General features: G+C 49.7%; 25 protein-coding genes and 1 pseudogene. 9 read left to right on the top strand and 17 right to left on the bottom strand.

All coding sequences use genetic code 11. The features are described from left to right. Nucleotides 1-105: 105 nt before the first annotated feature. The 3 genes from OH663_RS05215 to OH663_RS05205 form a co-directional block, all read right to left on the bottom strand. Nucleotides 106-1,374 (bottom strand): Y-family DNA polymerase, encoded by a 1,269-nt coding sequence (locus OH663_RS05215; RefSeq protein ID WP_200010969.1) that lies wholly within the window; start codon nt 1,372-1,374, stop codon nt 106-108. A 2-nt stretch (nt 1,375-1,376) separates the two neighbouring features. Beyond that, nucleotides 1,377-1,796, bottom strand: coding sequence for a translesion error-prone DNA polymerase V autoproteolytic subunit (locus tag OH663_RS05210; protein WP_200010972.1), 420 nt, complete (start codon nt 1,794-1,796; stop codon nt 1,377-1,379). A 99-nt stretch (nt 1,797-1,895) separates the two neighbouring features. Then, nucleotides 1,896-2,633: a GNAT family N-acetyltransferase gene (locus OH663_RS05205; protein ID WP_200010975.1), complete on the bottom strand. Its 738-nt coding sequence runs from the start codon at nt 2,631-2,633 to the stop codon at nt 1,896-1,898. Nucleotides 2,634-2,742: 109 nt separating this feature from the next. On the opposite strand from OH663_RS05205, the gene pdxR reads away from it, so the two are divergent. Next, nucleotides 2,743-4,221 (top strand): MocR-like pyridoxine biosynthesis transcription factor PdxR, encoded by a 1,479-nt coding sequence (pdxR, locus tag OH663_RS05200; protein WP_263525694.1) that lies wholly within the window; start codon nt 2,743-2,745, stop codon nt 4,219-4,221. Between the two features lie 31 nt (nt 4,222-4,252). On the opposite strand, the gene nikE is transcribed toward pdxR, so the two are convergent. The 5 genes from nikE to nikA are packed head-to-tail and all read right to left on the bottom strand — an operon-like array spanning nt 4,253 to nt 9,162. Then, the gene (gene nikE / locus OH663_RS05195) at nt 4,253-5,053 is read right to left on the bottom strand and encodes a nickel import ATP-binding protein NikE (protein ID WP_048221374.1); all 801 of its coding nucleotides are present in this window, start codon (nt 5,051-5,053) and stop codon (nt 4,253-4,255) included. Next, on the bottom strand, nt 5,050-5,814 hold the full coding sequence (nikD, locus tag OH663_RS05190; protein WP_200010980.1) for a nickel import ATP-binding protein NikD: 765 nt from the start codon (nt 5,812-5,814) through the stop codon (nt 5,050-5,052). The genes nikE and nikD overlap by 4 nt, the downstream gene beginning before the upstream one ends. Beyond that, nucleotides 5,814-6,647, bottom strand: coding sequence for a nickel ABC transporter permease subunit NikC (gene nikC / locus OH663_RS05185; protein WP_045443564.1), 834 nt, complete (start codon nt 6,645-6,647; stop codon nt 5,814-5,816). Before nikC ends, nikD begins: the two co-directional genes overlap by 1 nt. Further along, nucleotides 6,644-7,588, bottom strand: coding sequence for a nickel ABC transporter permease subunit NikB (gene nikB, locus OH663_RS05180; RefSeq protein ID WP_045443567.1), 945 nt, complete (start codon nt 7,586-7,588; stop codon nt 6,644-6,646). The genes nikC and nikB overlap by 4 nt, the downstream gene beginning before the upstream one ends. Beyond that, nucleotides 7,588-9,162 (bottom strand): nickel ABC transporter substrate-binding protein, encoded by a 1,575-nt coding sequence (gene nikA / locus OH663_RS05175; RefSeq protein ID WP_263525704.1) that lies wholly within the window; start codon nt 9,160-9,162, stop codon nt 7,588-7,590. Before nikA ends, nikB begins: the two co-directional genes overlap by 1 nt. 404 nt (nt 9,163-9,566) lie before the next feature. Between nikA and OH663_RS05170 the strand changes: the two genes are divergently transcribed. Beyond that, entirely contained in the window at nt 9,567-9,914 is a 348-nt protein-coding gene (locus tag OH663_RS05170; protein ID WP_045443573.1) for a colicin E1 family microcin immunity protein, read from the top strand. Nucleotides 9,915-10,005: 91 nt separating this feature from the next. Here the strand turns inward: OH663_RS05170 and OH663_RS05165 are convergent, their stop codons facing one another. Together OH663_RS05165 and ompW are read right to left on the bottom strand one after the other, a co-directional pair. Then, nucleotides 10,006-11,418 carry a hypothetical protein gene (locus OH663_RS05165; protein ID WP_200010982.1) on the bottom strand — a complete coding sequence of 471 codons (1,413 nt, stop codon included), beginning with the start codon at nt 11,416-11,418 and terminating at the stop codon, nt 10,006-10,008. Between the two features lie 700 nt (nt 11,419-12,118). Beyond that, nucleotides 12,119-12,757, bottom strand: a complete 639-nt coding sequence (gene ompW / locus OH663_RS05160) for an outer membrane protein OmpW (RefSeq protein ID WP_045443588.1) — start codon at nt 12,755-12,757, stop codon at nt 12,119-12,121. Between the two features lie 256 nt (nt 12,758-13,013). Between ompW and OH663_RS05155 the strand changes: the two are divergent. From OH663_RS05155 to yciA, 4 genes and pseudogenes are all read left to right on the top strand, one after another. Further along, nucleotides 13,014-13,100 (top strand): annotated as a pseudogene (locus OH663_RS05155) (YkgJ family cysteine cluster protein); the annotation flags it as partial. A gap of 28 nt (nt 13,101-13,128) precedes the next feature. Continuing rightward, nucleotides 13,129-13,872, top strand: a complete 744-nt coding sequence (locus OH663_RS05150) for a YciC family protein (protein WP_045443590.1) — start codon at nt 13,129-13,131, stop codon at nt 13,870-13,872. Nucleotides 13,873-13,928: 56 nt separating this feature from the next. Beyond that, nucleotides 13,929-14,468, top strand: coding sequence for a septation protein A (locus tag OH663_RS05145; RefSeq protein WP_045443592.1), 540 nt, complete (start codon nt 13,929-13,931; stop codon nt 14,466-14,468). A gap of 164 nt (nt 14,469-14,632) precedes the next feature. After that, a complete protein-coding gene (gene yciA / locus OH663_RS05140; RefSeq protein ID WP_048221371.1) occupies nt 14,633-15,034 on the top strand; it encodes an acyl-CoA thioester hydrolase YciA in 402 nt (133 codons plus the stop codon). A 41-nt stretch (nt 15,035-15,075) separates the two neighbouring features. Here yciA and tonB read toward each other — a convergent pair whose 3' ends face one another. Continuing rightward, nucleotides 15,076-15,792, bottom strand: coding sequence for a TonB system transport protein TonB (gene tonB / locus OH663_RS05135; protein WP_045449648.1), 717 nt, complete (start codon nt 15,790-15,792; stop codon nt 15,076-15,078). 224 nt (nt 15,793-16,016) lie between these two features. Between tonB and OH663_RS05130 the strand changes: the two genes are divergently transcribed. Continuing rightward, nucleotides 16,017-16,313: a YciI family protein gene (locus OH663_RS05130; RefSeq protein ID WP_003020675.1), complete on the top strand. Its 297-nt coding sequence runs from the start codon at nt 16,017-16,019 to the stop codon at nt 16,311-16,313. Between the two features lie 55 nt (nt 16,314-16,368). Here OH663_RS05130 and OH663_RS05125 read toward each other — a convergent pair whose 3' ends face one another. After that, nucleotides 16,369-16,542 (bottom strand): YciY family protein, encoded by a 174-nt coding sequence (locus OH663_RS05125; protein ID WP_135322069.1) that lies wholly within the window; start codon nt 16,540-16,542, stop codon nt 16,369-16,371. A gap of 142 nt (nt 16,543-16,684) precedes the next feature. On the opposite strand from OH663_RS05125, the gene cls reads away from it, so the two are divergent. Further along, nucleotides 16,685-18,145 carry a cardiolipin synthase gene (gene cls, locus OH663_RS05120; protein ID WP_045443598.1) on the top strand — a complete coding sequence of 487 codons (1,461 nt, stop codon included), beginning with the start codon at nt 16,685-16,687 and terminating at the stop codon, nt 18,143-18,145. 34 nt (nt 18,146-18,179) lie between these two features. Further along, a complete protein-coding gene (locus OH663_RS05115; protein ID WP_003020691.1) occupies nt 18,180-18,509 on the top strand; it encodes an HI1450 family dsDNA-mimic protein in 330 nt (109 codons plus the stop codon). A 35-nt stretch (nt 18,510-18,544) separates the two neighbouring features. On the opposite strand, the gene OH663_RS05110 is transcribed toward OH663_RS05115, so the two are convergent. From OH663_RS05110 to oppB, 5 genes are read right to left on the bottom strand one after another with little or no spacing between them, the layout of a single operon-like run. After that, nucleotides 18,545-19,381, bottom strand: a complete 837-nt coding sequence (locus tag OH663_RS05110; RefSeq protein ID WP_048221370.1) for an ion transporter — start codon at nt 19,379-19,381, stop codon at nt 18,545-18,547. A gap of 46 nt (nt 19,382-19,427) precedes the next feature. Further along, on the bottom strand, nt 19,428-20,432 hold the full coding sequence (gene oppF / locus OH663_RS05105; protein WP_045443601.1) for a murein tripeptide/oligopeptide ABC transporter ATP-binding protein OppF: 1,005 nt from the start codon (nt 20,430-20,432) through the stop codon (nt 19,428-19,430). Then, nucleotides 20,429-21,442: a murein tripeptide/oligopeptide ABC transporter ATP-binding protein OppD gene (gene oppD / locus OH663_RS05100; RefSeq protein WP_048221369.1), complete on the bottom strand. Its 1,014-nt coding sequence runs from the start codon at nt 21,440-21,442 to the stop codon at nt 20,429-20,431. Before oppD ends, oppF begins: the two co-directional genes overlap by 4 nt. Nucleotides 21,443-21,453: 11 nt before the next feature. Beyond that, on the bottom strand, nt 21,454-22,362 hold the full coding sequence (oppC, locus tag OH663_RS05095) for an oligopeptide ABC transporter permease OppC (RefSeq protein WP_045443607.1): 909 nt from the start codon (nt 22,360-22,362) through the stop codon (nt 21,454-21,456). A gap of 14 nt (nt 22,363-22,376) precedes the next feature. Then, nucleotides 22,377-23,297, bottom strand: coding sequence for an oligopeptide ABC transporter permease OppB (gene oppB / locus OH663_RS05090; protein ID WP_005126405.1), 921 nt, complete (start codon nt 23,295-23,297; stop codon nt 22,377-22,379). Between the last annotated feature and the right edge of the window lie 55 nt (nt 23,298-23,352).

Here is a 23,352-nt window from a genome sequence, read left to right as displayed (position 1 = left end):
TCGTTTTGCTTCAGAGTGAGTTAGCATAACCCCTCCCGATATTTGATACCTCTATAAGCGTAGCTGTCTGGGTGTGAATCACCGGACTTTCCTGGCTTCATAAGTCTAGCGGACTCGAAGAAGATCTGCGTATCTGGTGGTATAACGAGGAGAGAGCATTTCTCGCTTCATCTGCCACTGTTGCTGGATCCCCTGCCCGGCGAAATACAACGTCCCTCTGCCCTCTTTAGCATTCAGGTGATCCAGTACCTCCATCAATTTTTCACTGCCTGCACGCGGTGCGTTATCATCAAACAAATTGAGTTGGGCCACGCCCTGGCTGTAAAAATCACCCAGCATGATTCCCGCTTTCTGATAGCGGTATCCAGTTTTCCATATGGCATCCAGGCTTCGTATCGCTGCAGCAATGATATCCCTGCTGTCCTGAGTTGGAGTAAGCAGCTTCACCGATGCACTGTTACTGTAAAACGGTTCATTCAGCGCAAATGGCGAGGTTTTAACGAAAACGGATATGAACCGGCAATATTGATGTTCGCTACGCAGTTTTTCCGCAGCTCGCGACGCATAGCTGCAGATAGCCTGACGCATAGCCTCATATCCGGTGATCCATTCACCAAACGACCGGGAACAGACTATTTCCTGTTTAGCCGGTGCAAATTCTTCCAGCGCCAGACAAGGTTCAGCACGCAATTCACGTACCGTTCTTTCGAGTACGACAGTGAAATGCTTGCGAATAAAACGGATGTCGGTATCAGCCAGATCCAGAACCGTTTTAATCCCCATGCTGTCCAGTTTTTTGCTGATACGGCGACCCACCCCCCAGACTTCATCGACAGGCAATGCAGCCATGAGTTTGCGCTGTCGCTCAAGATTCGATAAGTCCACAACACCGCCCGTCTGCCGCGGCCACTTTTTTGCCGCATGGTTAGCCAGCTTGGCCAACGTTTTGGTCTGGGCAATGCCGACCCCGACGGCGAGGTGAGTGCGCTGTTGTATCGTTGCGCAGATTTCCCTGCCGAAGTCGGTCAGATCACGACAATTCCTTACGCCCGTCAGATCGCAGAACGCCTCATCTATACTGTACATCTCCACGCGGGGGGACAACTCTTCCAGTGTGGACATCACCCGGAGACTCATATCCGCGTAGAGTTCATAATTACTGCTAAAACACACTACTCCGCAGCGGTGAAACAAATCCTTTTGTTTGAAATATGGATCGCCCATTTTTACCCCGACGGCTTTTGCTTCAGGACTTCGGGCTATAACACAGCCATCGTTGTTTGACAGAACGACAACCGGCCTTCCCTTCAAATCTGGCCGGAATGCCGTCTCACACCTGGCATAAAACGCGTTCACATCAACCAGTGCAAACATGATTAGACAGTCGCTTTTACGATAAACGTCACCACACCGAAGACATCCAGCGTCTCCTCGCTACCCAGCAGAATGGGAGCGTAGGCGCTGTTCTCCGGTTTAAGCATAACTGTCGGGTGAAGTTGCAGACGTTTAACCGTGAATTCACCATCGATGGCAGCAATAACAATATCGCCATGAACTGCTTTTCTGGAACTGTCGACGACCAGCAAATCACCATTACTGATCCCTGCCCCAATCATGGAATCCCCGGAAGATTTTACAAAATACGTTGCGCTGGGGTGACGCACTAACAACTCATTCAGGTCAATACGCTTCTCAACATAGTCCTGAGCTGGCGAGGGGAATCCGCAGGGCACATGGTCACTGAATAGCGGGAAGCTTTTGATTTCGCGGGGTTCCGCAGGCTGGAAAAACAACATGATGATCTGCCTTCACAATAACTGTATTTATATACAGTAGTATTTTATGGAAAACAGATCAAGAAAGGGATGTCCATGCTGATTTTGCCTGCTGCAGGCTTAACGATATTGCGGTTCATCCTGTCGCATTTTTGCAATCAAGTTACCGAGTTTTTCCTGTTGATTACCATCATCATCGAAGTTATCTGCCGCTAACCATTTTTCGTAGGCGATGCGCAACGCAGGATACTCACCGTCAATGATTGAATACCAGGCGGTGTCACGGTTGCGCCCGCGGTACACAACGGCCTGGCGGAAAATGCCTTCAAATCGGAAGCCGAAGCGTTCTGCCGCCGCTCGGGACGGAGCATTGAGTGAGTCGCACTTCCATTCCAGCCGGCGATAACGGAGCTCCTCAAAAACATAGCGAAGCAGCAGCGCCATAACCTCCGTAGATATACGCGTACGCTTCATGCGCGGCGAATAGGTCACATAGCCGACCTCAATGACCCCGTTAGCGGGATCAATCCGCATAAGTGCAACCGTACCAGACGGCTTGCCGCTGGCCTTATCAATCACAGCGTAATGCAGCGGATCGCGCAACGTTTCGGCACTCTGCAGACTGGTGCGGTAGGATACTTCACTCTCGAAAGGTCCTGACGGCAGATAGGTCCAGTCGCGCTCATCCGGCGCTTCGCAGTATGCCTCATAAAGATCAGCTGCATGACGTTCAGCGCTGATGCGTTCAAGCCGACAATAGCGACCTTCCAGTGATTTTTCACCGGGAAGTTTCGCGCCACTCCAGCCAGAGAGTTCGGCGCCGACAGGCTGGTTAAAGCGATTCATTATATTAGTCATGGTGAAGATCAGCTCCTTTGAGACGGGATCATTAACAGAGTCAGAGGATGAAATAATTGTGGTATCCTGAAAAGAGCCACGGTTTTAGTTTTTGATGGGTCCACGACATATGTTTGATATCACCGCCCCTCTGACGCCGGGGGCAATCGCCCCAGGCGGTGAACCGCTATCTCTGCAAAAACAGCTTACAGAGCGTATTCAGCAGGCGATTCTGAGTGGCCACCTGCCGGCGGGCTCGAGTCTGATATCATCCCGAACGCTGGCAAAAGAGCTCGGTGTATCGCGAAATACCGTTGTGAACGTTTATGAACACCTGGCAGCAGAAGGGTATATTCTGGCCGATCGCCAGGGCACTCGTGTGGCATCCCTGTCAGGCGCCGACCGCAAAAACGTCTCCCCGGTATCGCCGGACACGCCCGCAGTCCGTCTGGCTGATCGCCTCAGACCGATTCTGGAAACCCCGTTACAACCGGTACACGATGCACTGTTATCTCCCGGCATGCCCGCAATCAGGGAATTTCCGCTGGCTGCCTGGCGACGCTCCCTTGACCGGGCGGTCAGACAGTTGCAATCCCACTCGCTGGGCTATAGCGAACCGGCAGGCGAACGCACTCTACGAGAAGCGATAGCAACGCATCTGTATGTTGCGCGCGGAGTGCGTTGCGATGTTTCCCAGATAATCGTGACTGAGGGAGCAAAACAGGCGCTGGAGCTTTGCGTAACGCTGCTGACAGATCCTGGCGATACAGTCTGGATGGAAGACCCCGGCTATCGTGGGGCAAAGGCAGCATTCTCTGCTGGTAATTTGCATACGGTATTGATGGCGGTGGACGAAGAAGGTATACGCGTACCAAAGGATGCATGGACGACCCATACACCAAGGCTAATTTATACCTCCCCTGCCCATCAATATCCCACCGGGGCGGTGATGTCCGTCGCCAGACGACTGGCGCTGATTTCAAAAGCCAGCCGCACCGGAGCATGGTTGATAGAAGACGACTACGATGGCGACTTCAGGCACTCTGGCGGACCGATAGCCAGCATGCAGGGACTCGTATCACATACGCCTGTACTCTACATCGGCTCGTTCAGTAAGACGATGTTTCCCTCCTTAAAGCTGGGATTCCTTGTACTTCCTGCGCGCGTAATGGCACAGGCAAAAACGGTATTGAATGAAATTCTCCGAAATGGCCAACAATTGCAGCAGATGGCTATGGCTGATTTCATGAAAAGTGGAGAGTTTGGCCGACATCTGGGGCGGATGCGACGACTCTACCGCGAGCGCCAGCGTATTTTACGCGAGGCGCTGATAGCCGACTTTTCACCAGATCAGATTCTCGGGGGTAAATCAGGAATGCACCTGACGCTGAAGCTGGCAGCGGGAGATGATGACAAAAGGATCGCTGAATTAGCCCACCAGCATGGTCTGGGCGTTCAGGCTTTGTCATCATTCTGTACGAGGCCCGGCGCGGTTTCTGGTCTTGTGATTGGCTACGGAAATACCTCCAGTAACGATATTCCGACGGCGATCGGCATGCTTACAGACCTGATTAAACAAGGGCGGAACGTCAAAACATGCCGCAGTTAAGCGTGAGCGTACGTAACATCCAATTTAAACCTTATGATGCCTGAGTGTGACGCACAGGGAATGCGGGGAGTACCGCATTCTGTAGTACTCGTCCGGCATCAGAAGAGAAAGTTAGTGTCTCACCCACGATTTGCGTTTCAACAATTCTCCCGTCGTCCATCACCATCACCCGGTGGCAAAAACGTTCGACAAGGCGTAAATCATGGGTAATAAACAGGCAGGCAGTGCCAAACTGCTGTTGCAGTTTTTTGAGCAAGCGAATTACGCCAGCTTGCAGCACCAGATCAAGGTTAGACACCGCTTCGTCCAGAATTAATAGCTTAGGCTCAACGCTCAATGCCCGTGCGAGACAGACACGCTGTAGCTGACCACCGCTGAGCTGTGGCGGACGTTTGTCGAGTATGCTGTCGTCCAGATCAACCGCTTTAAGCATTTCGTTTGCACGCGCGAGTTGTTCTGTTTTACTAAGTGATAGCAGGTGGCGCATGGGTTCACGTAAAATATCACGTACGGTTTTACGTGGGTTAACGGCACTAATGGAGTCCTGAAATACCATCTGAATATCCCGGCGAAATGCTTTTTGCTTTGTCCGATTCAACCGGGTGAGTGGCTCTCCCCGCCAACTGACGCAACCCTGAGTCGGAGATTCTAAACCAACAAGCAAACGTGCCAGTGTGCTTTTGCCACAACCACTGCGCCCCAGCAAAGCAACAGTTTCACCGCTTTTAAGTGTTAATGAAACATCCTTTAATACAGACTGATGCTGGTGTCTGCCGCTCAAATTCGCATGGGCATACTGATGTGAAATACCCGTAACCGTCAGTAGTGTCATAAGACTAACTCCATGCCGTACAAAGCAAGATGTGCAGAAACCAGATTACGCGTGACGGTATGTTGAGGCGTCCGAAACAGAGTTTGAACGTCGCCGTACTCAACGATATTGCCATGATCCATTACCGCCACCTCGTCGGCCAGTCGCGCCACTACGCCCATATCATGGGTCACCAGCAGCATCCCTGGCGCACGGGTTTGCATAATGCTGTCCAGCAAATCGAGAATGCGCGCTTGCGCGACCACGTCCAGATCGGTTGTCGGTTCATCTGCCACAATAAACGGCGCGTCACACAGCACCGCCATTGCAATCATCATGCGTTGCAACATACCACCACTCATTTCAAAGGGATAAAGAGTGAGAACACGAGCGGCATCCTCTAACCCCACGGCCTCCAGAGTCGTGATAAGCGTGGCATCATCTGCAGGTTTCCCAAGCACGATGCAGGTTTCCCGCGCATGTGCAGCCATGGTTCGCAGCGGATTAAATGCGCTGCGTGGGTTCTGCATAATTGTCGCAACTTTTACACCACGCAGATCGCCAGGGGAAACCGGTTTACCATCTGCAAGAACGGCTCCCGCAGTTTGATGGACACCTGGCGGAAGAATGCCGAGCGCGGCGGCACAGGTTAGCGATTTTCCGCTTCCACTTCCCCCTACCAGTGCCAGTACACGTCCGCGTTTAAGCGACAGTGACACGCCGTTGACCAGCGGTTTCTCTGCATGCAGAACAAGATTTTGCAGCTCAATTTGTTGTGGCATCAGTGGGCATGCTCCGTGACGAGATGGGGATCCAGATGATCGCGCAGTGCATCCCCCACCAGATTGAAGGCCATTACGCTGATAAACAGAGCCAACCCTGGCCAGAACATTTGTAGCGGCTGAGTCCAGATATACTGGCGAGCGTCGTTGATCATGACACCCCATTCGGCAGTTGGCGCGGTCACACCGAGGCCAAGAAATGACATTCCCGCCACGTGCAGCATCATATGACCAATATCCAGAGTTGCCAGGACGAGCAATGAGGGGATCACCGCTCCGGCCAGATGGTCGATAAATATTCTGACATTACCGGCGCCGGAAAGTCGGGAAGCGAGCACAAATTCACGTTGGCGTAAGGAGATAACCAGGCTACGTACCATTCGTGCATACCATGCCCAATGCGACAGAGCGATAGCTATAATGACATTGGTCAGTCCTGTACCCAGCACACCGACGAGGAAAAAAGAGAGGATTGAAGTCGGAAAAGTCATAAACATATCCGCGACACGCATTGTGGCCTGATCGACACGGCCGCCAATCAATCCTGCGCTTCCTCCGACGATCAGCCCCAATGTCAGTACCAGAATTAAACAGGCCATGACCGAACCGAGCGACACCCGGGTTGCTGCCAGCAAGCGGGAGAAGATATCGCGCCCCAGATGATCAGTCCCCAGCCAATGCTGGCTATCGGGGGCTAACAGACGCGATGGTAAATCAATTGATTGCGGATCATAGGGTAACCACCACTGGCTGGTAAGCGCAATCACAGCCAGCAAAACAATAACGATCAGTGCCAGACGTACCGACCAGCGTGAAGAGAGGTAAAAGTTCAAGAATGCGCTCCTTCATGACGGCGAATACGTGGATCTACTGCGGCATTCAGTAAATCAACCACCAGATTACAAACAACAAATACCACCACCATAATTAGCGTAAAGCATTGGATCACCGGATAATCACGGTTGAAAATTGCCGATACGGCATAACGTCCAACGCCTGGCCAGGCAAAGATATTCTCAATAATCATCGTTCCACCAATCAATTCGCCAATGTGCATTCCCACAGCGGTGATCATCGGTAACGAGGCATTACGCAGAATATGACGGCGTTCGATTTGCTTCTCGTTCAGGCCGCGCAGACGCGCCCAGGTAACATGACGCTGCCCGGCAACCTCTAGCATGCTTGCACGCAGCAAGCGGGCATTAATCGCCAGCGACATAAAAGCAATCGACACAGCAGGAAGAATGATGTACTGCCAGCCGCCGTAGCCCAGCGCGGGCAGCCACTTCAAATAAACCGAGAAGAACATGACCAGCAGAAAAGCGAGCCAGAAGTTGGGCATTGATACACCAAGAAAGGCGATTATCCGCACAACAAAATCTGGCAGGCGGTCGCGATGACGAGCAGCCCAAATTCCCAACGGTACAGAAGTTAGCAGGATCAGTACCAGTGCAGCGCCCGCCAGCTGTAAAGTGGCAGGCAGAAAGTGCATCACATCATCCAGCACCGGGCGCTGAGTAGCAAAAGAGATACCAAAATCCAGATGCACGGCCTTCCACAGCCAGCGACCGTACTGCACAATGAGTGGTTGATCCAACCCAAGCATGACTCGTGTGGAAGCCACCATATCAGGCGTTGGGGGCAGGTTAGATAAACGTAAGTAATCAAGTGCCGGGTCGCCGGTTCCCAAACGCAACATTAAAAAGATAACCACTGACGCGGCGAAAATCATCGGAATCAGCAGCAGAATTCGCCGTATAGCATAACGCAGCATCAGTGTTTCACCGGTTTTATCTGTTCAAACGGGATTTCCGAGGCAATCGGTGCGTAAGGGATCTCCCCCAGGCCAGGTTTAGCGACCACCATCATCGACATATAACTGATTGGTAAGTAAACCGCTTCATTATGCAAACGGGTCAGAATGTCACGATACAACTCCTGGCGCTGAGTTTTATCTGTGGAAATCAGCACGTCACCAATCTCTTTGTCGATTTGCGCTTTGTCGGGAAGACCAAGCTGGGCCTGGTAGTCAGCATGGGATGGTACACGCATTGAACTCATGAAAGCATGTGGATCATACGGCGCCCCCCAGGTGCGATTGAAAATCATACCAAAGCGACCATCGCGCTGACGGGCGTATATACTGCTCTCCTCTTCCCCGACCAGAGCAACATCCACACCAATCTGGCGCATATTTGCCTGCATAATCTCAGACATTGATTTGCTGAGCGCATCGGTACCGACATAGGCCAGTTCGATATGTAACGGTTGACCGGCTTTTTCTCGAATTGTTTTTCCGTCGGGCAGAGTCCAGCCAGCTTGTTCCAGCAAAGACTTTGCGTGCTGTGGATCGTATTCGCGCGGCTTCAAACCGATGTTGGCGTAAGGGACGGATGGCGCAAACAGCGTATCTGCTACCTGCTGAGTACCGTACAACGCATTTTTTATCAGCGTTTTTTTATCAACTGCATAATTTAATGCTTCACGCACAGCCAGTTCATTAGTTGGTGCTTTTGCTGAGTTGAGCGCCAGCATCACGGTTTCAACAGGTGCTGAAAGCTGCGTTCTGTATTCAGGGTTCTGACTGAAGCGTGCGAAGGTATCAAGAGGCAGTAGCCCTTCATTTCCATATAACAGATCGATATTACCTGTTTCAAAAGCGACAGCCCGTGTGGTTGGATCTGGGATCACTTTGACAGTAACCTTTTGAATTTGAGGTTTTCCACCCCAGTAATGCTCATTGCGCACCAGCACATCATACTGGTTGAGTTTCGATTCTTTCAGCACCCAGGGCCCGGTGCCAACCGGCGCTTTAATTCCGTTCAGGGTTTCGTTATTTTTAAACTGAGAAGGTGCAATAAAACGGAAAGGTCGCGGCAGGGTCAACTCTTGCAGGAAAGGATAGTACGCATCCTTCAGTGTGATTTGCAGTTCATTTTTACTTAACGCTTTAACATCCGTGATTTGATTGGTTAACTCCAGCCAGGCATGCCGTTTACGGTTATCCAGTACTGCGCGGAAGTTTTCCACTGCGGCCTGAGCATCAAATTCTTCACCGTTAGAGAATTTAACATCATCACGTAAGTTGAAAGTCCAGGTTTTACCGTCTTCCGAGTGACTCCAGCTTTTTGCCAGCCACGGAATTACCGAACCATCCGCCTGATATTTCACCAACGGCTCATAAACCATACTCTGAGCAAACATCTGGTTAGGTGTATAAAGATGTGGGTTTAACGGCCCCACATTCACCGGCCATGCAGTGGTGATTTCATCGGAGGCTGCTGCCTGTGCAAAAAAAGGCGCGCATGCCAGCAGCGCTATGAGTGTGCGGTTTAGTCTGGACAAGATGGTGCCCCCGAAGACGATAGATGTAAGTTAAAAAAGTATGATGATTTTAGTAATTCATCATACTTTTTAATTGTTCGGGATCAATGCCAGGATAAATAAGCTTTTCGTTATCAATAAATTTTGTTGGGAAGTAGCAGGAAATTCGCGACTGGCTACGACAGCGACATGTGGGAAAGAATAGAGAAAACTGGTCGGTAAAAGGCCTTCATATCGCCTGGCTATCATCAAGATCACAAATCAGAACCAAATCGTCGTATGGGTTAAGTGAGAAGTCCGCAATCAATAATGCCCCTGCGAGATACCATCATCACGACTGAGAATGATTATCGTTATTGATTTTCCTTTCGATCTTGTTAGCATGCTGCTTGCGGATGGAACGTTGTTAACTACAGGAGCGGAGCCTTATGGAATCAGGGATGACACTCAAATACTATCTTAAAAATAGTGTGTGGAGCGTAATAGTAATTGGTGTATTTTTCTATTCCTGGATGAACAACCCCGAGAGTGAGTTGACATATCAGTTATTCCTCGCTGTGTTGATTAACTCGTTTTTATTCCCTTTTTCAAAGTATATTATTGAAAAAACCGCCCTTTTGTTTTCAAAAAAAGAATTCTGGCAACGAGACTTCTTCACTAGCTCCACAGGTGGCAGTTTAGTCGTTATTTTTGAATTTTTCTGTTTTATCCTGACAATTCCAGTTTGCATATTATTTTTAGCTGTGAAATCTGTTAAAACCCTTTCAAAATTATGAGATTTTAATGCTTAAATGTCTCGGTCTCTTAATCAAATGGGGAGCCGGTCATAAAAGGCTCACCGGCTAAAGCGGTGAGCTCGTTTGGTTATTAACGTATCACACTAACATTTTCCAGTTTCACTGGATTTTCAGGTTTATCTCCCAATTGCTGAGTAACCGGCACGAAGACGTTGAGATCTTGCAGCCAGGCAAGTTTGTCACGACTTCCCGGTTGCCCTTCATTAGTTGCATGACACTCCACTAATAGATATTTCCCACTAAACTCAGGTGCAATGCTATGTGCATCTCCCTCTTCCGTTACGTCGCAACGTAGCGCTGATGCAGTGACTTTCTTATTGGAGTCAATACTGTCCCATTGAGCCTGATATTGTTGACCAGCCACTAACGGGAAACGCAGGTCCGTCTGCAATGTGTTAAGCAATGTAGTGCTACTACTAATAGACATGGTGAACTTCAGCTGTAGCTGATTACCCAGAGTTAAACGTTGCACCGTCCAGATACCATAATCTTCCAGCTTGCGTATATATCCATCCGGTTGTGCATCCAGTTGTACTTTGGTCTTGCCAAGCGCACTAACTTCGGTATAACGAATCTGTTTAAAGCGAGGAATCGCCCATGGTTTGATCAATGACTGAGTCTGGTGCTCAATAGCAGCAGACAGAGGGAATTTATTCAGCCACTGCGGATTATTATTACTCAGTTCGGGCATTGATGGCCCCATCAATGTTGAGGCTTGCTTGTTAGCGGCGGGTATAAAATGCCCTTCGGCTTTGAATGATTTCCCCGCGGGTAACTGGCAGAGTTGCTCAAAGCGTTGTGCCTTTTGCGTGTTAATTTTGAAGTCACTCTTACGACGGACAATATCAGCAGTGATAAGTGAGTCCGTAACGCGACCCTCGCTGTCGAAGTTCATTAACGCTACAGCATCTCCTTGATGCGTTTTACAATTATATAAGTAATGCTCAATCTTTAATTCCAACGGTGCATCATAAGGCGGTTCCCAGATGATATCAGCAAAGTCATACCCCATACGTACCGACAAAATATCACCAATGCGCTGGATGTTATTAACATCGACAAGTTCGGTAATGCCGACTGTATCCGTGGGAGATAATCTTTCCCAGATTGCATCTTTTATCGGTAGCTGGCAAACCGCGCGTATATCCTCTTCCGTCATTTCCTTATCATCTTGAGCAGGAGCATAACGGAGGTAACTGTTGCCGTAATAGCGAGCTTTGGTAAATCCCTCCTCATTCAATAAATCCTTGTAGAGAAGCTGTGCCTTACCCTGTTTACAATCAACGGAACGCCATTGCTGAGCCGTTTTTCCGTTATTGAAGTTTAGCGACACCATATAATTCACACGATCGTGAATTCTGGTTACAGACAAGGGGTTAACACCACCACCTATCAATGCAGGTTTATCAGTAGCCTGAACGAGAGAAAACGGCAACAGCGCCAGAAAACAAAGTGGACGCACTAAAGGTCGAATACAATACATATATGTTCCTTCATATATTGATTAAGAAATAAAGGTATCGGCATCAAGGGATAAATTATTAGTCTGACGCATCCTATCACTAAACTCGCGTGAGGATAGTGACGGACGCTCCTGGCACTTATCAGCCCTGGTGAGGTAGCGCACCGTCATGGAGGTGTCGGCAGTGGAGGTGCAAATCCTCTCATGCGGACAATAATCTCCTTTAAGAACCCACATCTACGAAACCGGAGAAACGCTTAAACAGAAAAACGCCCCGCTTACCGCTAAAGATAATGACTTCCTGCAGACAAAGGATGTTGCTGGCCATCATCACAGGGCTGCGCTTGGCCGATCTTTGTAATATGAAATGTTCAGATGTCCGAGATAATCACCTCTTCGTTGAACAAAGCAAACAGGTGCAAAAATCACGACACCTTTAAAGTGACACTGTAACAAGCCCAACATTTCTCTTGAGGATGTGATCGCTCAGTGCGGGACAGGATACTTAGCCCGTATTTACTCTACCACCAGAGCCCTTGTTCTTTCCATGAGCAACGTTCTTTGGCTGAAAGGATATCCAGTGAGCAAGGGATCGACATACAAATTTTGTTAGGTCATCGCAGTAAAGCAATACGTGAACATTACAACGATACACGTGGGAAAGAGTGGGTAAAACTGGCCGGTAAACGACCAGTTTTACAGAGGAGTTTTGCAGAAGAGATTAAAAACGATAACCCGCAGAGAACATAAACACCCACGGATCGAGGCGCACACTGTCATGCTGCTGAGCACCAGCCAGTTTATAGCTCGCGGTGGTATCGATATCCATGTACCACACAGACATGTTAATCAACCAGTCACGATCGATCAGATAATCCATACCCACCTGCCCCGCTGCGCCCCAGGAGTCTTTCAGGCTCAGGTCCGATAATCCGGTTTCTTTGCCGTTATTATTAAATCCTTCGTCGAAGAAAGTGGTGTAGTTAACACCGACACCAACATAAGGACGCAGTTTGCTGCTGGAGTCACCAAAGTACCACTGCGCCATTAACGTCGGTGGTAAGTGATGAACGGTCGCAATATCCCCCGTCGTTGCCGTTCCGATTTTATGACGGAACGGCGTCGCTGCCAGCAATTCAACACCAATATTGTCAGTTGCCATATAGGTGAATGTCAGTCCCAACTGAGTGTTATTGCTGACATCAAAGCCGCCTAAGCTTCCCAGCGTACCACCCGCGCCTTCCGTTGGTCTTACTGTTGCAGAACCTGCACGAATAAAGAACTCCCCGGCTTCATGCGCAAATGCGTTTCCAGAGAGAAGAGTTGTTAAAGCCAATGCTGCAACTGTTAATTTTTTCATGTCCGCTCCATCGTTATGGTTATAAAAGCGGAGTGAATATACCTACAATGGAGTAATAAATGATCTAACACAGATCACATTGAGGCCAGTAATTTAACATTTATTGATCCAGATTAAGTTAGAACTTGCATTCAAAATCCAGGTTAAATTATTTCAGATCAATTTTGATATATTTTCGCCACGCAAGTATTTTCGCCCGTGTACTGTACAGAGAACACACAACGTTGTTGCAGGGTGCTGAAGTCATAGCCAAAAATTACCGGAGCTTTACAAAGATATGCTTTTCAATACATCTTGCGATGCTGCCACTGTAGAGTTATCCAGGGTACAATTGCCCGCAAATGAACACCTGCAAAACTCAAGGAGAGTGCATGTCTATCACGGCGAAATCCGTTTACCGTGACACGGGAAACTTTTTCCGTAATCAATTTATTACCATCTTGCTGGTATCGTTATTGTGCGCGTTTATCACAGTGGTGTTAGGGCATGCCTTTTCTCCCAGCGACGCACAGATTGCGCAACTCAGCGAAGGAGATCAGTTAACCAGCAGCGTGGGTCTGTTTGATCTGGTGCAAAACATGACGCCAGAACAACAGCAAATCCTGTTACGCGCGTCTGCAGCATCGACATTTTCTGGACTTATTGGTAATGCCATCCTCGCGGGCGGCGTCATTCTGATGATTCAGTTGATTTCAGCAGGCCATCGGGTCAGCGCATTACGCGCCATTGGTGCCAGTGCACCGGTATTGCCCAAGCTGTTTATTCTGATTTTTCTGACTACCTTGCTGGTGCAAGTCGGTATTATGCTGGTTGTCGTCCCCGGCATTCTGCTGGCTATTCTGCTTGCCCTCGCGCCAGTGATGATGGTTCAGGATAAAATGGGTGTCTTTGCGGCCATGCGCAACAGTATGCGTCTGGCATGGTCTAATATGCGACTGGTAGCGCCTGCAGTAATCGGTTGGCTGTTGGCAAAAACGCTGCTGTTGCTGTTTGCGCCAAGTTTTGCAGTACTAACGCCGAACGTTGGCGCGGTGCTGGCGAATACGCTGAGCAATATGATTTCTGCCGTGCTGCTGATCTATTTGTTCCGCCTGTATATGCTGATTCGCCAGTAAACCCTGAACGCATCCGGCCTTCCTGGCCGGTGCTTTTTTGATTACGGAATTGAAGAATGAAGCAGTTTCTTGATTTTTTACCGCTGGTTGTCTTTTTCGCTTTTTATAAGCTCTACGACATCTATGCGGCGACTACAGCGCTCATTGTCGCTACCGCAGTGGTTTTGATTTACAGTTGGGTCCGCTATCGCAAGGTCGAGAAGATGGCGTTAATCACTTTTGTTCTGGTTGCCGTATTTGGCGGCCTGACCATTTTCTTCCACAACGATGAATTCATTAAATGGAAGGTAACTGTGATTTATGGTCTGTTTGCTGGCGCGCTGTTGTTTAGCCAGTGGGTGATGAAAAAACCGCTGATTCAGCGCATGTTAGGCAAAGAGTTGACGCTGCCACAGCCGGTATGGTCAAAGCTTAACTTAGCCTGGGCCGTCTTTTTCATCCTGTGCGGCCTTGCAAATATCTACATCGCATTTTGGCTACCACAAAACATTTGGGTCAATTTCAAAGTATTTGGTTTGACCGCGCTAACGCTGTTCTTCACGCTGCTGAGCGGAGTTTATATTTACCGCCACCTGCCGCAGGAAGACAAATCGTAATATCTTTCGCCAGATCTGCGGATCTGGCGAATTTTCATCCGGAAGCATTCCTCATTGCCATATCCTCTCTTTTCCACTGCTCTGCACACCGCATCAGCTCTGTTCTCATCCCGCAAATCATAGTAGCATCGCGCCTGTAATCTTTCTCTACAGTCGGTTCTACAATGACAACAACGAATAACACCCCTCAGGGTGAACTGGTTTTACGCACTCTGGCCATGCCTGCTGATACAAATGCTAACGGCGATATTTTTGGCGGCTGGCTGATGTCACAGATGGATATTGGTGGCGCTATTCAGGCCAAAGAGATCGCACATGGCCGTGTGGTGACGGTGCGAGTTGAAGGAATGAGTTTTTTGCGCCCGGTTGCCGTGGGTGATGTAGTCTGCTGCTATGCACGTTGCGTGAAACGCGGCACTACTTCGATCAGCATTAATATTGAAGTCTGGGTAAAGAAAGTGGCGTCAGAGCCTATCGGTCAGCGCTATAAGGCTACTGAAGCCCTGTTTATCTACGTAGCGGTTGATAAAGACGGCAAGCCTCGTCCGATACCGGTTCAGGCGTAATACAAAAAAGCCTCCAATGGAGGCTTTTTTGTTTGTTTTTCTTACTCTATTTGCGTGGTGCCATTCATTCGGAAGACAATGTTCACCACCAAGCCAGATCCAGGTTTTCCTGCCTCATAGCGCCATCTGCGCATCGCATTCTTCACTTCACGCTCAAACATATTGGCAGGCTGTGCGGAAAGCACCTCCACATTCTCCACCCGACCATCTGATGTGACGTCAAATTTAACTTTTACGCGGCCTTCAATACGCAGGGCCTGCGCACGCGGCGGATACTGCGGTTGATTACGGCTCAACGCACGCGGACCAGCGGGTACGCTCACTGCAGGTTTACTGGTTGCCGGCGCGGTACTGGTAGTCGGACGAGCAGGCGCTGTATTTTCAAACAGCGAAGCCGTACGTGGTTCAGCCGGTTTAACGTCACGCTTCGGCTGTTCTTGTACCTTTTTCACCGGTTTTGGTTTCGGTTTTGGTTTAGGCTTCGGTTTCTCAATCACTACCGGCGCCTCTTTCGGTGGCTCCGGGATTGGCTCAGGTTCCGGTTCAGGCTCCACGACAGGTTCCGGCGGCGGCTGAACTACCTGAGGTGGTTCGAGATCGGCGGGCGCAACCATTGTGATGGAGATTGGCTGCGCAGGCGCAGGCAGTTCAATAACCTGATGTACCGAGGTATACAGCAGACCTGCCACTACAGCACCGTGAATGCCGACGGAAAGTAACGTCGGCCAGGGAAAGCGACGAGGTAAATCAAGGGTCATTGAAGTCATAATCGTTTCAGTTAAAAAACCAGGCCCTGATTTTAAATGCAAATAGCAATCATATTCAATAAGGCCAGTGAAGTAAGCGGCATTTAAAACGCAATTTCATGTAAATAAACCATCATTATAATGTGGTCTTAACAAATCGGTTATCTTTACGTTGCAGTTACCAGACCTTTCCAATAACGTAATTAACGACTTTTACCGATTAAGGAGCTCTTCCCGTGCTGTACGTTATTTATGCTCAAGATATCGCCGACTCTCTCGAAAAACGTCTTTCCGTGCGTCCAGCTCATCTGGCTCGTCTACAGCTTCTCCATGACGAAGGTCGTCTTCTGACCGCAGGCCCAATGCCGGCAGTTGACAGCAACGATCCGGGAGCTGCGGGATTTACGGGTTCAACAGTGATTGCCGAATTTGAATCTTTAGAAGCAGCACAAGCGTGGGCTGAAGCGGACCCGTACGTAGCAGCAGGTGTCTATGCACAGGTTTCAGTGAAGCCGTACAAAAAAGTATTTTGATTTAGAAAGAAAGCGATAGAAATACATTGGGCACCACTGGGGTGCCCTTTTTCGATCAGATTCCGTGGATCGCAAACAGTAACGAGTTACGTTGATGGTTGAGAATACACTTTCTGATGGTATGGATACGCATATTACGACGCGATTGTCCTTCAAGCCAACGCGCTTTACGGCGGCTGGCCTGACGCTGCATCCGCCAGCGCCCCACTTCCGTTCTACTACGCTTCATGTTAACTACTCTTCCAGTCACAGAGTGGGCATTATACCGCCAGACCGAACGCAGACCAGTGGTTTTCCCGTGTTTTTATTTGCCAGATGAATCTTGATGCGTAAACTCTTAACAATACGCTTTCAAAAGGATTTTTAAATTTATGACAACCTTCTACACGGTGGTGAGTTGGCTGGTCATTCTGGGATACTGGGTACTCATTGCTGGCGTAACATTACGCATTCTGATGAAGCGACGCGCAGTACCCTCAGCAATGGCCTGGCTTTTGATCATCTATATTCTGCCATTAGTAGGGATCATTGCTTATTTGTCCTTTGGTGAACTCCACCTCGGTAAGCGCCGCGCCGAACGGGCCAGGGCGATGTGGCCTTCAACGGCCAAGTGGCTGAACGATCTCAAAGCTTGTAAGCATATTTTTGCTCAGGAGAACAGCAGCGTCGCCGCATCTTTATTTAAGCTGTGCGAACGACGTCAGGGAATTGCAGGTGTTAAGGGGAATCAGCTTCAGCTTCTCACCAGTTCTGACGACGTTATGCAGGCGCTTATCCGCGACATACAACTGGCACGGCATAATATTGAGATGGTGTTTTACATCTGGCAACCTGGCGGTATGGCCGATCAGGTCGCTGAATCATTAATGGCGGCAGCACGTCGGGGGATCCACTGTCGTTTGATGCTGGATTCCGCAGGCAGCGTGGCCTTCTTTCGTAGCCCGTGGGCCGCCATGATGCGTAACGCCGGCATCGAAGTTGTCGAGGCGCTGAAAGTTAACCTAATGCGTGTCTTTTTGCGCCGCATGGACCTGCGCCAGCACCGTAAAATGGTCATGATCGATAATTACATCGCTTATACCGGCAGCATGAACATGGTGGATCCACGTTTCTTTAAACAGGATTCAGGTGTCGGCCAATGGGTTGATCTGATGGCGAGGATGGAAGGCCCGGTAGCGACAGCCATGGGGATCGTCTACTCCTGTGACTGGGAAATTGAGACCGGTAAGCGCATTTTACCACCGCCACCTGATGTCAATATTATGCCTTTTGAGCAGGCCAGCGGGCACACAATTCACACCATTGCGTCAGGTCCGGGTTTTCCTGAAGATTTAATTCATCAGGCTTTATTGACCGCTGCGTATTCCGCACGCGAATATTTAATTATGACCACGCCCTACTTCGTCCCCAGCGACGATCTGTTGCACGCCATCTGTACGGCGGCACAGCGTGGAGTCGATGTCAGTATTATTCTTCCCCGCAAGAATGACTCAATGTTGGTGGGTTGGGCAAGCCGGGCTTTTTTCACCGAGCTGCTGGCTGCTGGCGTCAAAATTTACCAGTTTGAAGGCGGCCTGTTACACACCAAGAGCGTGCTGGTCGATGGCGAGTTGAGTCTGGTCGGTACTGTGAACCTGGATATGCGTAGTCTGTGGCTGAACTTTGAAATCACGTTAGTGATTGACGATGCCGGGTTTGGTGCCGATCTTGCAGCGGTACAGGACGATTACATCTCCCGTTCCCGCCTGCTTGATGCACGTTTATGGGTAAAACGACCACTCTGGCAGCGGATCACCGAGCGACTGTTTTACTTCTTTAGCCCGTTGCTGTAAAACGTGCCCAAGAGACGGTAAACAGGTAGTCATTATGGATATGGATTTGAACAATCGCCTGACTGAAGATGAAACGCTTGAGCAGGCTTATGATATTTTTCTCGAACTGGCAGCAGACAACCTTGATCCTGCTGACATCATTCTGTTCAATTTGCAATTTGAAGAGCGTGGCGGCGCAGAATTATTTGACCCGGCGGAAGACTGGCAGGAGCACGTCGATTTTGACCTGAATCCTGACTTTTTTGCCGAAGTAGTGATCGGTCTGGCCGATACCGAAGATGGTGAGATTAACGATATTTTCGCGCGCGTTCTGTTATGCCGCGAAAAAGATCACAAACTCTGCCACATTCTCTGGCGCGAATAATCAAACAAAAAAGCTGCTCTCGCAGCTTTTTTTATTTAATCAGGCAGTTTACTTCCACAGCGATTACAAAATTGTGCGCTGTGTTCGTGCTGGCTCTGCTGGCACTGAGAGCATTTACGTTGATTCTGGCGATGTTGAAACGCACTGCTCATATGCGTCGTAATCAACCCCGTCGGTATCGCAATCACCGAATAACCAATCAAAATAAGCACCGACGCTACCATGCGACCTAATGGCGTATGTGGAGTGATGTCGCCATACCCCACCGTCGTTACCGTCACTATTGCCCAGTAGACCGACGCATTCAGCGTAGTAAAGCCATATTTTGGCCCTTCAATAAGGTACATCAACGCGCCGAAAATAATCATCAGAATGGCAATAAATGAATAGAACAGGATCAGCTGATGACGCGCACTTTTGATGGCACTCCAGAATACGCGCAATGATGGCATAAAGCGCAGGAGTTTGAGGATACGCAGCACACGAATGGCACGCATCGCTCGCCAGGCAAAAACATAATTAAGACTGATTTCAGGCCATAGCCACATCACATACAGCGGTAATATGGTGGCCAGATCAATAATTCCCCAAAAGCTAAACACGTATTTAGCCGGATTAGCCCAGCAGCACAATCGAAGCAGGTATTCGATTGTGAAAACCAGGGTAATAAATATCTCCAGCCAAACGAAAGAACGCCATTCATCAAAAGTTAAATGGTATTGCGTCCCAACGCCTGACTCAACGAAGATAACAATGACGCTGAGCAACGCAAACAGCGCACACATGCCTTCAAAACGACGGCCTGAACGCGTGTTTAAATCGAATAATTTACGATAGAGCGCACGCCGGACAGAAGACACTAAGCCAGACACATTCACCTCACCTGAAAGAAGGGCTGACTTTTGTCAGCCCTCTCGATTATAGCGGGTCTACTTTCAGGCAGGAAACCGCATGGCGGAAACTCCCCTCAAGAACCGGCCGCGTTTTCGCACATTCAGGGCCGGCAATCGGGCAGCGCGTGCGGAACACGCAACCTGACGGAGGATTAATCGGTGACGGCAGTTCGCCTTCCAGCAACTGGATAGTCTTGTTCCTTTCCAGATCAGGGTCGGGAATTGGCACCGCCGACATCAGGGCTTTGGTGTAAGGATGCAGCGGATTATGGTACACCTCATCATAAGTGCCTAATTCCACCGCATGCCCCAGATACATCACCAGCACGCGATCGGAAATGTGTTTAACCACTGCCAAATCGTGGGCAATAAAGATTAACGACAATCCCATTTCACGCTGTAGCTGTTGCAGCAGGTTTACCACCTGCGCCTGAATTGACACGTCCAACGCGGAAACCGGTTCATCGCAAATAATCAGCTTCGGCTCAAGGATAAGTGCGCGAGCAATACCGATACGCTGGCATTGTCCGCCCGAAAACTCATGCGGGTAACGGTTAATCAGGTTTGGCAGCAAACCGACCTTCATCATCATAGCCTTCACGCGATCGCGAACTTCCTGACCAGGCAGACCAGGATGATAAGTTCGTAGCGGTTCGGCAATAATTTCGCCAATGGTCATACGCGGATTTAATGATGCCAGCGGATCCTGGAAAATCATCTGAATGTCGCTGCGTACTTCCCGCCACTCATCAGGCTTCATACCCAGCAGATCTTTACCCAGCCAGGCAACCTTGCCATCGGTGGCTTTCACCAGGCCGATAATCGCCCGCGCAAACGTCGATTTACCACAACCGGACTCACCCACTACGCCTAACGTTTCACCTTCATACAGTCGCAGGGTTACGCCATCAACTGCCTTCAGGGTTTTCGATGGCTGCCAAAACCACTGTTTACCGTCTTTGATATCGAAATGGACTTTGAGGTCGGCTATTTCGAGGAGCACTTTACGTTGTTCAGTAACCGCTGTCATACCAGTTCCTCCACCGGTTTAAAGCAGGCGCGCAGACGGCCCGGACTAAACTCTTCCAGTGGCGGAGCACTGCTACAAATTTCCATAGCATGCGGACAACGTGGCTGGAACGGACACCCTTTTGGCAAACGCAACAGGTTTGGTGGATTGCCCGGGATAGTCAGCATCTCTTCGCCTTCAGCATCCAGGCGCGGCACCGCATTGAGCAAGCCGATAGAATACGGATGAACGGGCTTATAAAAGACATCGCGCGCGCTGCCATATTCCATGGTACGCCCAGCATACATCACCAGAACCTTGTCGCAGATACCCGCGACCACGCCCAGGTCGTGGGTGATCATAATGATCGCGGTATTGAATTCACTTTTAAGCTCATTCAGTAGCGTCATTATTTGTGCCTGAACCGTCACATCCAGCGCAGTAGTCGGCTCATCAGCTATCAGTAGCTTTGGCCTACAGAGCAGCGCCATGGCAATCATCACACGCTGGCGCATCCCGCCGGAGAATTCATGCGGATACATTTTCATGCGCTTGCGTGCTTCCGGCATTTTTACCGCGTCCAGCATTCTGACGGATTCTTCAAAGGCTTCCGCTTTACTCATGCCTTTGTGTAGCATCAGAACTTCCATTAACTGCTCCCCGACCCGCATATACGGATTCAGAGAGGTCATCGGGTCCTGAAAGATCATCGAAATTTGCTCGGCACGCAGTTTGTTCAGCTCGCGCTCGGGTAAATTCAGAATTTCACGCCCGTTAAATGTTGCAGAGCCACCAATGCGGCCATTCGCCGCCAGCAATCCCATCAGTGCAAACGCCGTTTGTGATTTCCCTGAACCAGACTCTCCCACAATGCCCAGCGTTTCACCGGCACGCAGCGTGAAGTTCAAATCGTTTACCGCAGTTACGTCACCATCAGGGGTTTCAAACGTCACGCGAAGGTCTTTAACGTCCAGCAGTGCGTTAGCCTGTTGTTGCGCGAGCGGCACGGTTGAGGTTTCAATTACGCTCATGGCAGCACTCCTTAACGGTCTTTCGGATCGAGGGCATCACGCAAGCCATCGCCAATAAAGTTGAAACAGAACAAAGTGACCACCAGGAAACCTGCCGGGAACAACAGCAGCCACGGAGAGACTTCCATCGAGTTAGCGCCATCGCTTAGTAGTGCGCCCCAACTGCTTAACGGTTCCTGAGTACCTAAGCCGAGAAAGCTCAGGAAGGATTCAAACAGGATCATGCTTGGTACCAGTAGCGAAGCATAAACCACCACCACACCCAACACGTTCGGCACAATGTGACGGATAACGATACGCACGGTAGACACCCCACCCACCTGCGCCGCTTCGATAAACTCCTTGCGCTTCAGACTCAGGGTTTGGCCACGCACGATACGTGCCATATCCAACCAGGATACCATCCCAATCGCCACAAAAATCAGCAGGATATTCTGTCCAAAGAAGGTGACCAACAAAATCACGAAGAACATAAACGGGAAGGAGTTGAGAATTTCCAGCAGACGCATCATTACAGAGTCAATTTTGCCGCCCAGATAACCCGACAGCGACCCGTACAATGTGCCCACAATCACCGCCACCAGCGCCGCAGCAATCCCAACCATCAGCGAGATACGCCCGCCAATCGCCACACGCACCAGCAGATCGCGTCCTGAGGAGTCAGTACCGAAATAGTGTCCGGACTCTGTATCCGGCGCGCTGGACATCATTCCCCAGTCGGTATCGAAGTAGGTAAACTGCGACAACATAGGCGCCAGCGTTACAAAGAGCGCAATGATGACCAGCACTATCAGGCTTGCCACCGCCGCGCGGTTATGCATAAAGCGTCGACGAGCATCCTGCCAAAGGCTGCGACCTTCGACCTCCAGCTTTTCACTGAAATTCTCCAGTGTCTCGCTGTTTTTCTTACTTAACATCATAGCGAGCTCCAGTATCAGTAACGAATTTTCGGGTCGATAACGGCATACAGCACATCGACAATCGCATTAAACACGATGGTCAGGGCCCCCACCAGGATGGTCAGACTCAATACCAGCGAGTAATCGCGGTTCAGCGCGCCATTCACGAACAACTGTCCAATACCCGGTAAGCCATAAATAGTTTCAATAACCATTGAACCGGTAATAATACCGACGAATGCCGGGCCCATATAGGACAGTACGGGCAACAGCGCGGGTTTTAATGCGTGGCGGAAAATAATGCGTCGCATCGGCAGCCCTTTGGCTCGCGCAGTACGAATAAAGTTAGAGTGCAACACTTCAATCATCGAGCCGCGAGTAATACGGGCGATACTGGCGATATAAGCGAGTGATAACGCCACCATCGGCAGGATCATGAATTTCAGCGCCCCACCGTTCCAGCCTCCGCCGGGTAACCATTTCAACGTTATCGCAAATATCATGACTAATAAGGGAGCAACAACGAAACTGGGGATCACCACCCCGGTCATCGCTACCCCCATTACCGTGTAATCCCAGCGGGTATTTTGCTTCAATGCGGCAATCACACCGGCACTCACCCCGATAACAACCGCGAGAATAAAGGCGGCAGCACCCAACTTCGCAGAAACCGGAAAGCTTGAAGCGACCAGATCATTAACCGTGTAGTCTTTATATTTAAATGAAGGTCCAAAATCACCATGCGCCAGTTGCTTCAGGTAGCTGAAGTACTGTGTCGAGATCGGGTCATTAAGATGGTATTTAGCTTCAATATTCGCCAGAACTTCTGGCGGCAGCGCGCGCTCCCCGGTGAAAGGACTTCCCGGTGCAAGGCGCATCATAAAGAATGAAATCGTAATAAGAATAAACAGCGTCGGAATCGCTTCCAGACAGCGGCGTAATATAAATTTCAACATTGCCCGTACCTTCTGGCGTGTGCCTTTACACCTCTTTCACCCAAACGTCATGGCA

It is taken from the genome of Citrobacter sp. Marseille-Q5395, assembly GCF_947057495.1.
Classification (GTDB): Bacteria; Pseudomonadota; Gammaproteobacteria; order Enterobacterales; family Enterobacteriaceae; genus Citrobacter; species Citrobacter murliniae.
This window is presented reverse-complemented; position numbering and strand designations above follow the sequence as displayed.

Excerpts from the sequence above, each read along its gene's own strand:
- OH663_RS05170 (WP_045443573.1), top strand. The coding sequence starts at position 9,567 with ATGGAATCAGGGATGACACTCAAATACTATCTTAAAAATAGTGTGTGG.
- cls (WP_045443598.1), top strand. The coding sequence starts at position 16,685 with ATGACAACCTTCTACACGGTGGTGAGTTGGCTGGTCATTCTGGGATAC.
- oppC (WP_045443607.1), bottom strand. The coding sequence starts at position 22,362 with ATGATGTTAAGTAAGAAAAACAGCGAGACACTGGAGAATTTCAGTGAA.
- ompW (WP_045443588.1), bottom strand. The coding sequence starts at position 12,757 with ATGAAAAAATTAACAGTTGCAGCATTGGCTTTAACAACTCTTCTCTCT.
- nikE (WP_048221374.1), bottom strand. The coding sequence starts at position 5,053 with ATGACACTACTGACGGTTACGGGTATTTCACATCAGTATGCCCATGCG.
- OH663_RS05210 (WP_200010972.1), bottom strand. The coding sequence starts at position 1,796 with ATGTTGTTTTTCCAGCCTGCGGAACCCCGCGAAATCAAAAGCTTCCCG.
- oppD (WP_048221369.1), bottom strand. The coding sequence starts at position 21,442 with ATGAGCGTAATTGAAACCTCAACCGTGCCGCTCGCGCAACAACAGGCT.
- OH663_RS05150 (WP_045443590.1), top strand. The coding sequence starts at position 13,129 with ATGTCTATCACGGCGAAATCCGTTTACCGTGACACGGGAAACTTTTTC.
- OH663_RS05145 (WP_045443592.1), top strand. The coding sequence starts at position 13,929 with ATGAAGCAGTTTCTTGATTTTTTACCGCTGGTTGTCTTTTTCGCTTTT.
- OH663_RS05115 (WP_003020691.1), top strand. The coding sequence starts at position 18,180 with ATGGATATGGATTTGAACAATCGCCTGACTGAAGATGAAACGCTTGAG.
- OH663_RS05125 (WP_135322069.1), bottom strand. The coding sequence starts at position 16,542 with ATGAAGCGTAGTAGAACGGAAGTGGGGCGCTGGCGGATGCAGCGTCAG.
- yciA (WP_048221371.1), top strand. The coding sequence starts at position 14,633 with ATGACAACAACGAATAACACCCCTCAGGGTGAACTGGTTTTACGCACT.
- nikD (WP_200010980.1), bottom strand. The coding sequence starts at position 5,814 with ATGCCACAACAAATTGAGCTGCAAAATCTTGTTCTGCATGCAGAGAAA.
- pdxR (WP_263525694.1), top strand. The coding sequence starts at position 2,743 with ATGTTTGATATCACCGCCCCTCTGACGCCGGGGGCAATCGCCCCAGGC.
- oppB (WP_005126405.1), bottom strand. The coding sequence starts at position 23,297 with ATGTTGAAATTTATATTACGCCGCTGTCTGGAAGCGATTCCGACGCTG.
- tonB (WP_045449648.1), bottom strand. The coding sequence starts at position 15,792 with ATGACCCTTGATTTACCTCGTCGCTTTCCCTGGCCGACGTTACTTTCC.
- OH663_RS05165 (WP_200010982.1), bottom strand. The coding sequence starts at position 11,418 with ATGTATTGTATTCGACCTTTAGTGCGTCCACTTTGTTTTCTGGCGCTG.
- OH663_RS05215 (WP_200010969.1), bottom strand. The coding sequence starts at position 1,374 with ATGTTTGCACTGGTTGATGTGAACGCGTTTTATGCCAGGTGTGAGACG.
- OH663_RS05205 (WP_200010975.1), bottom strand. The coding sequence starts at position 2,633 with ATGACTAATATAATGAATCGCTTTAACCAGCCTGTCGGCGCCGAACTC.
- nikB (WP_045443567.1), bottom strand. The coding sequence starts at position 7,588 with ATGCTGCGTTATGCTATACGGCGAATTCTGCTGCTGATTCCGATGATT.
- oppF (WP_045443601.1), bottom strand. The coding sequence starts at position 20,432 with ATGACAGCGGTTACTGAACAACGTAAAGTGCTCCTCGAAATAGCCGAC.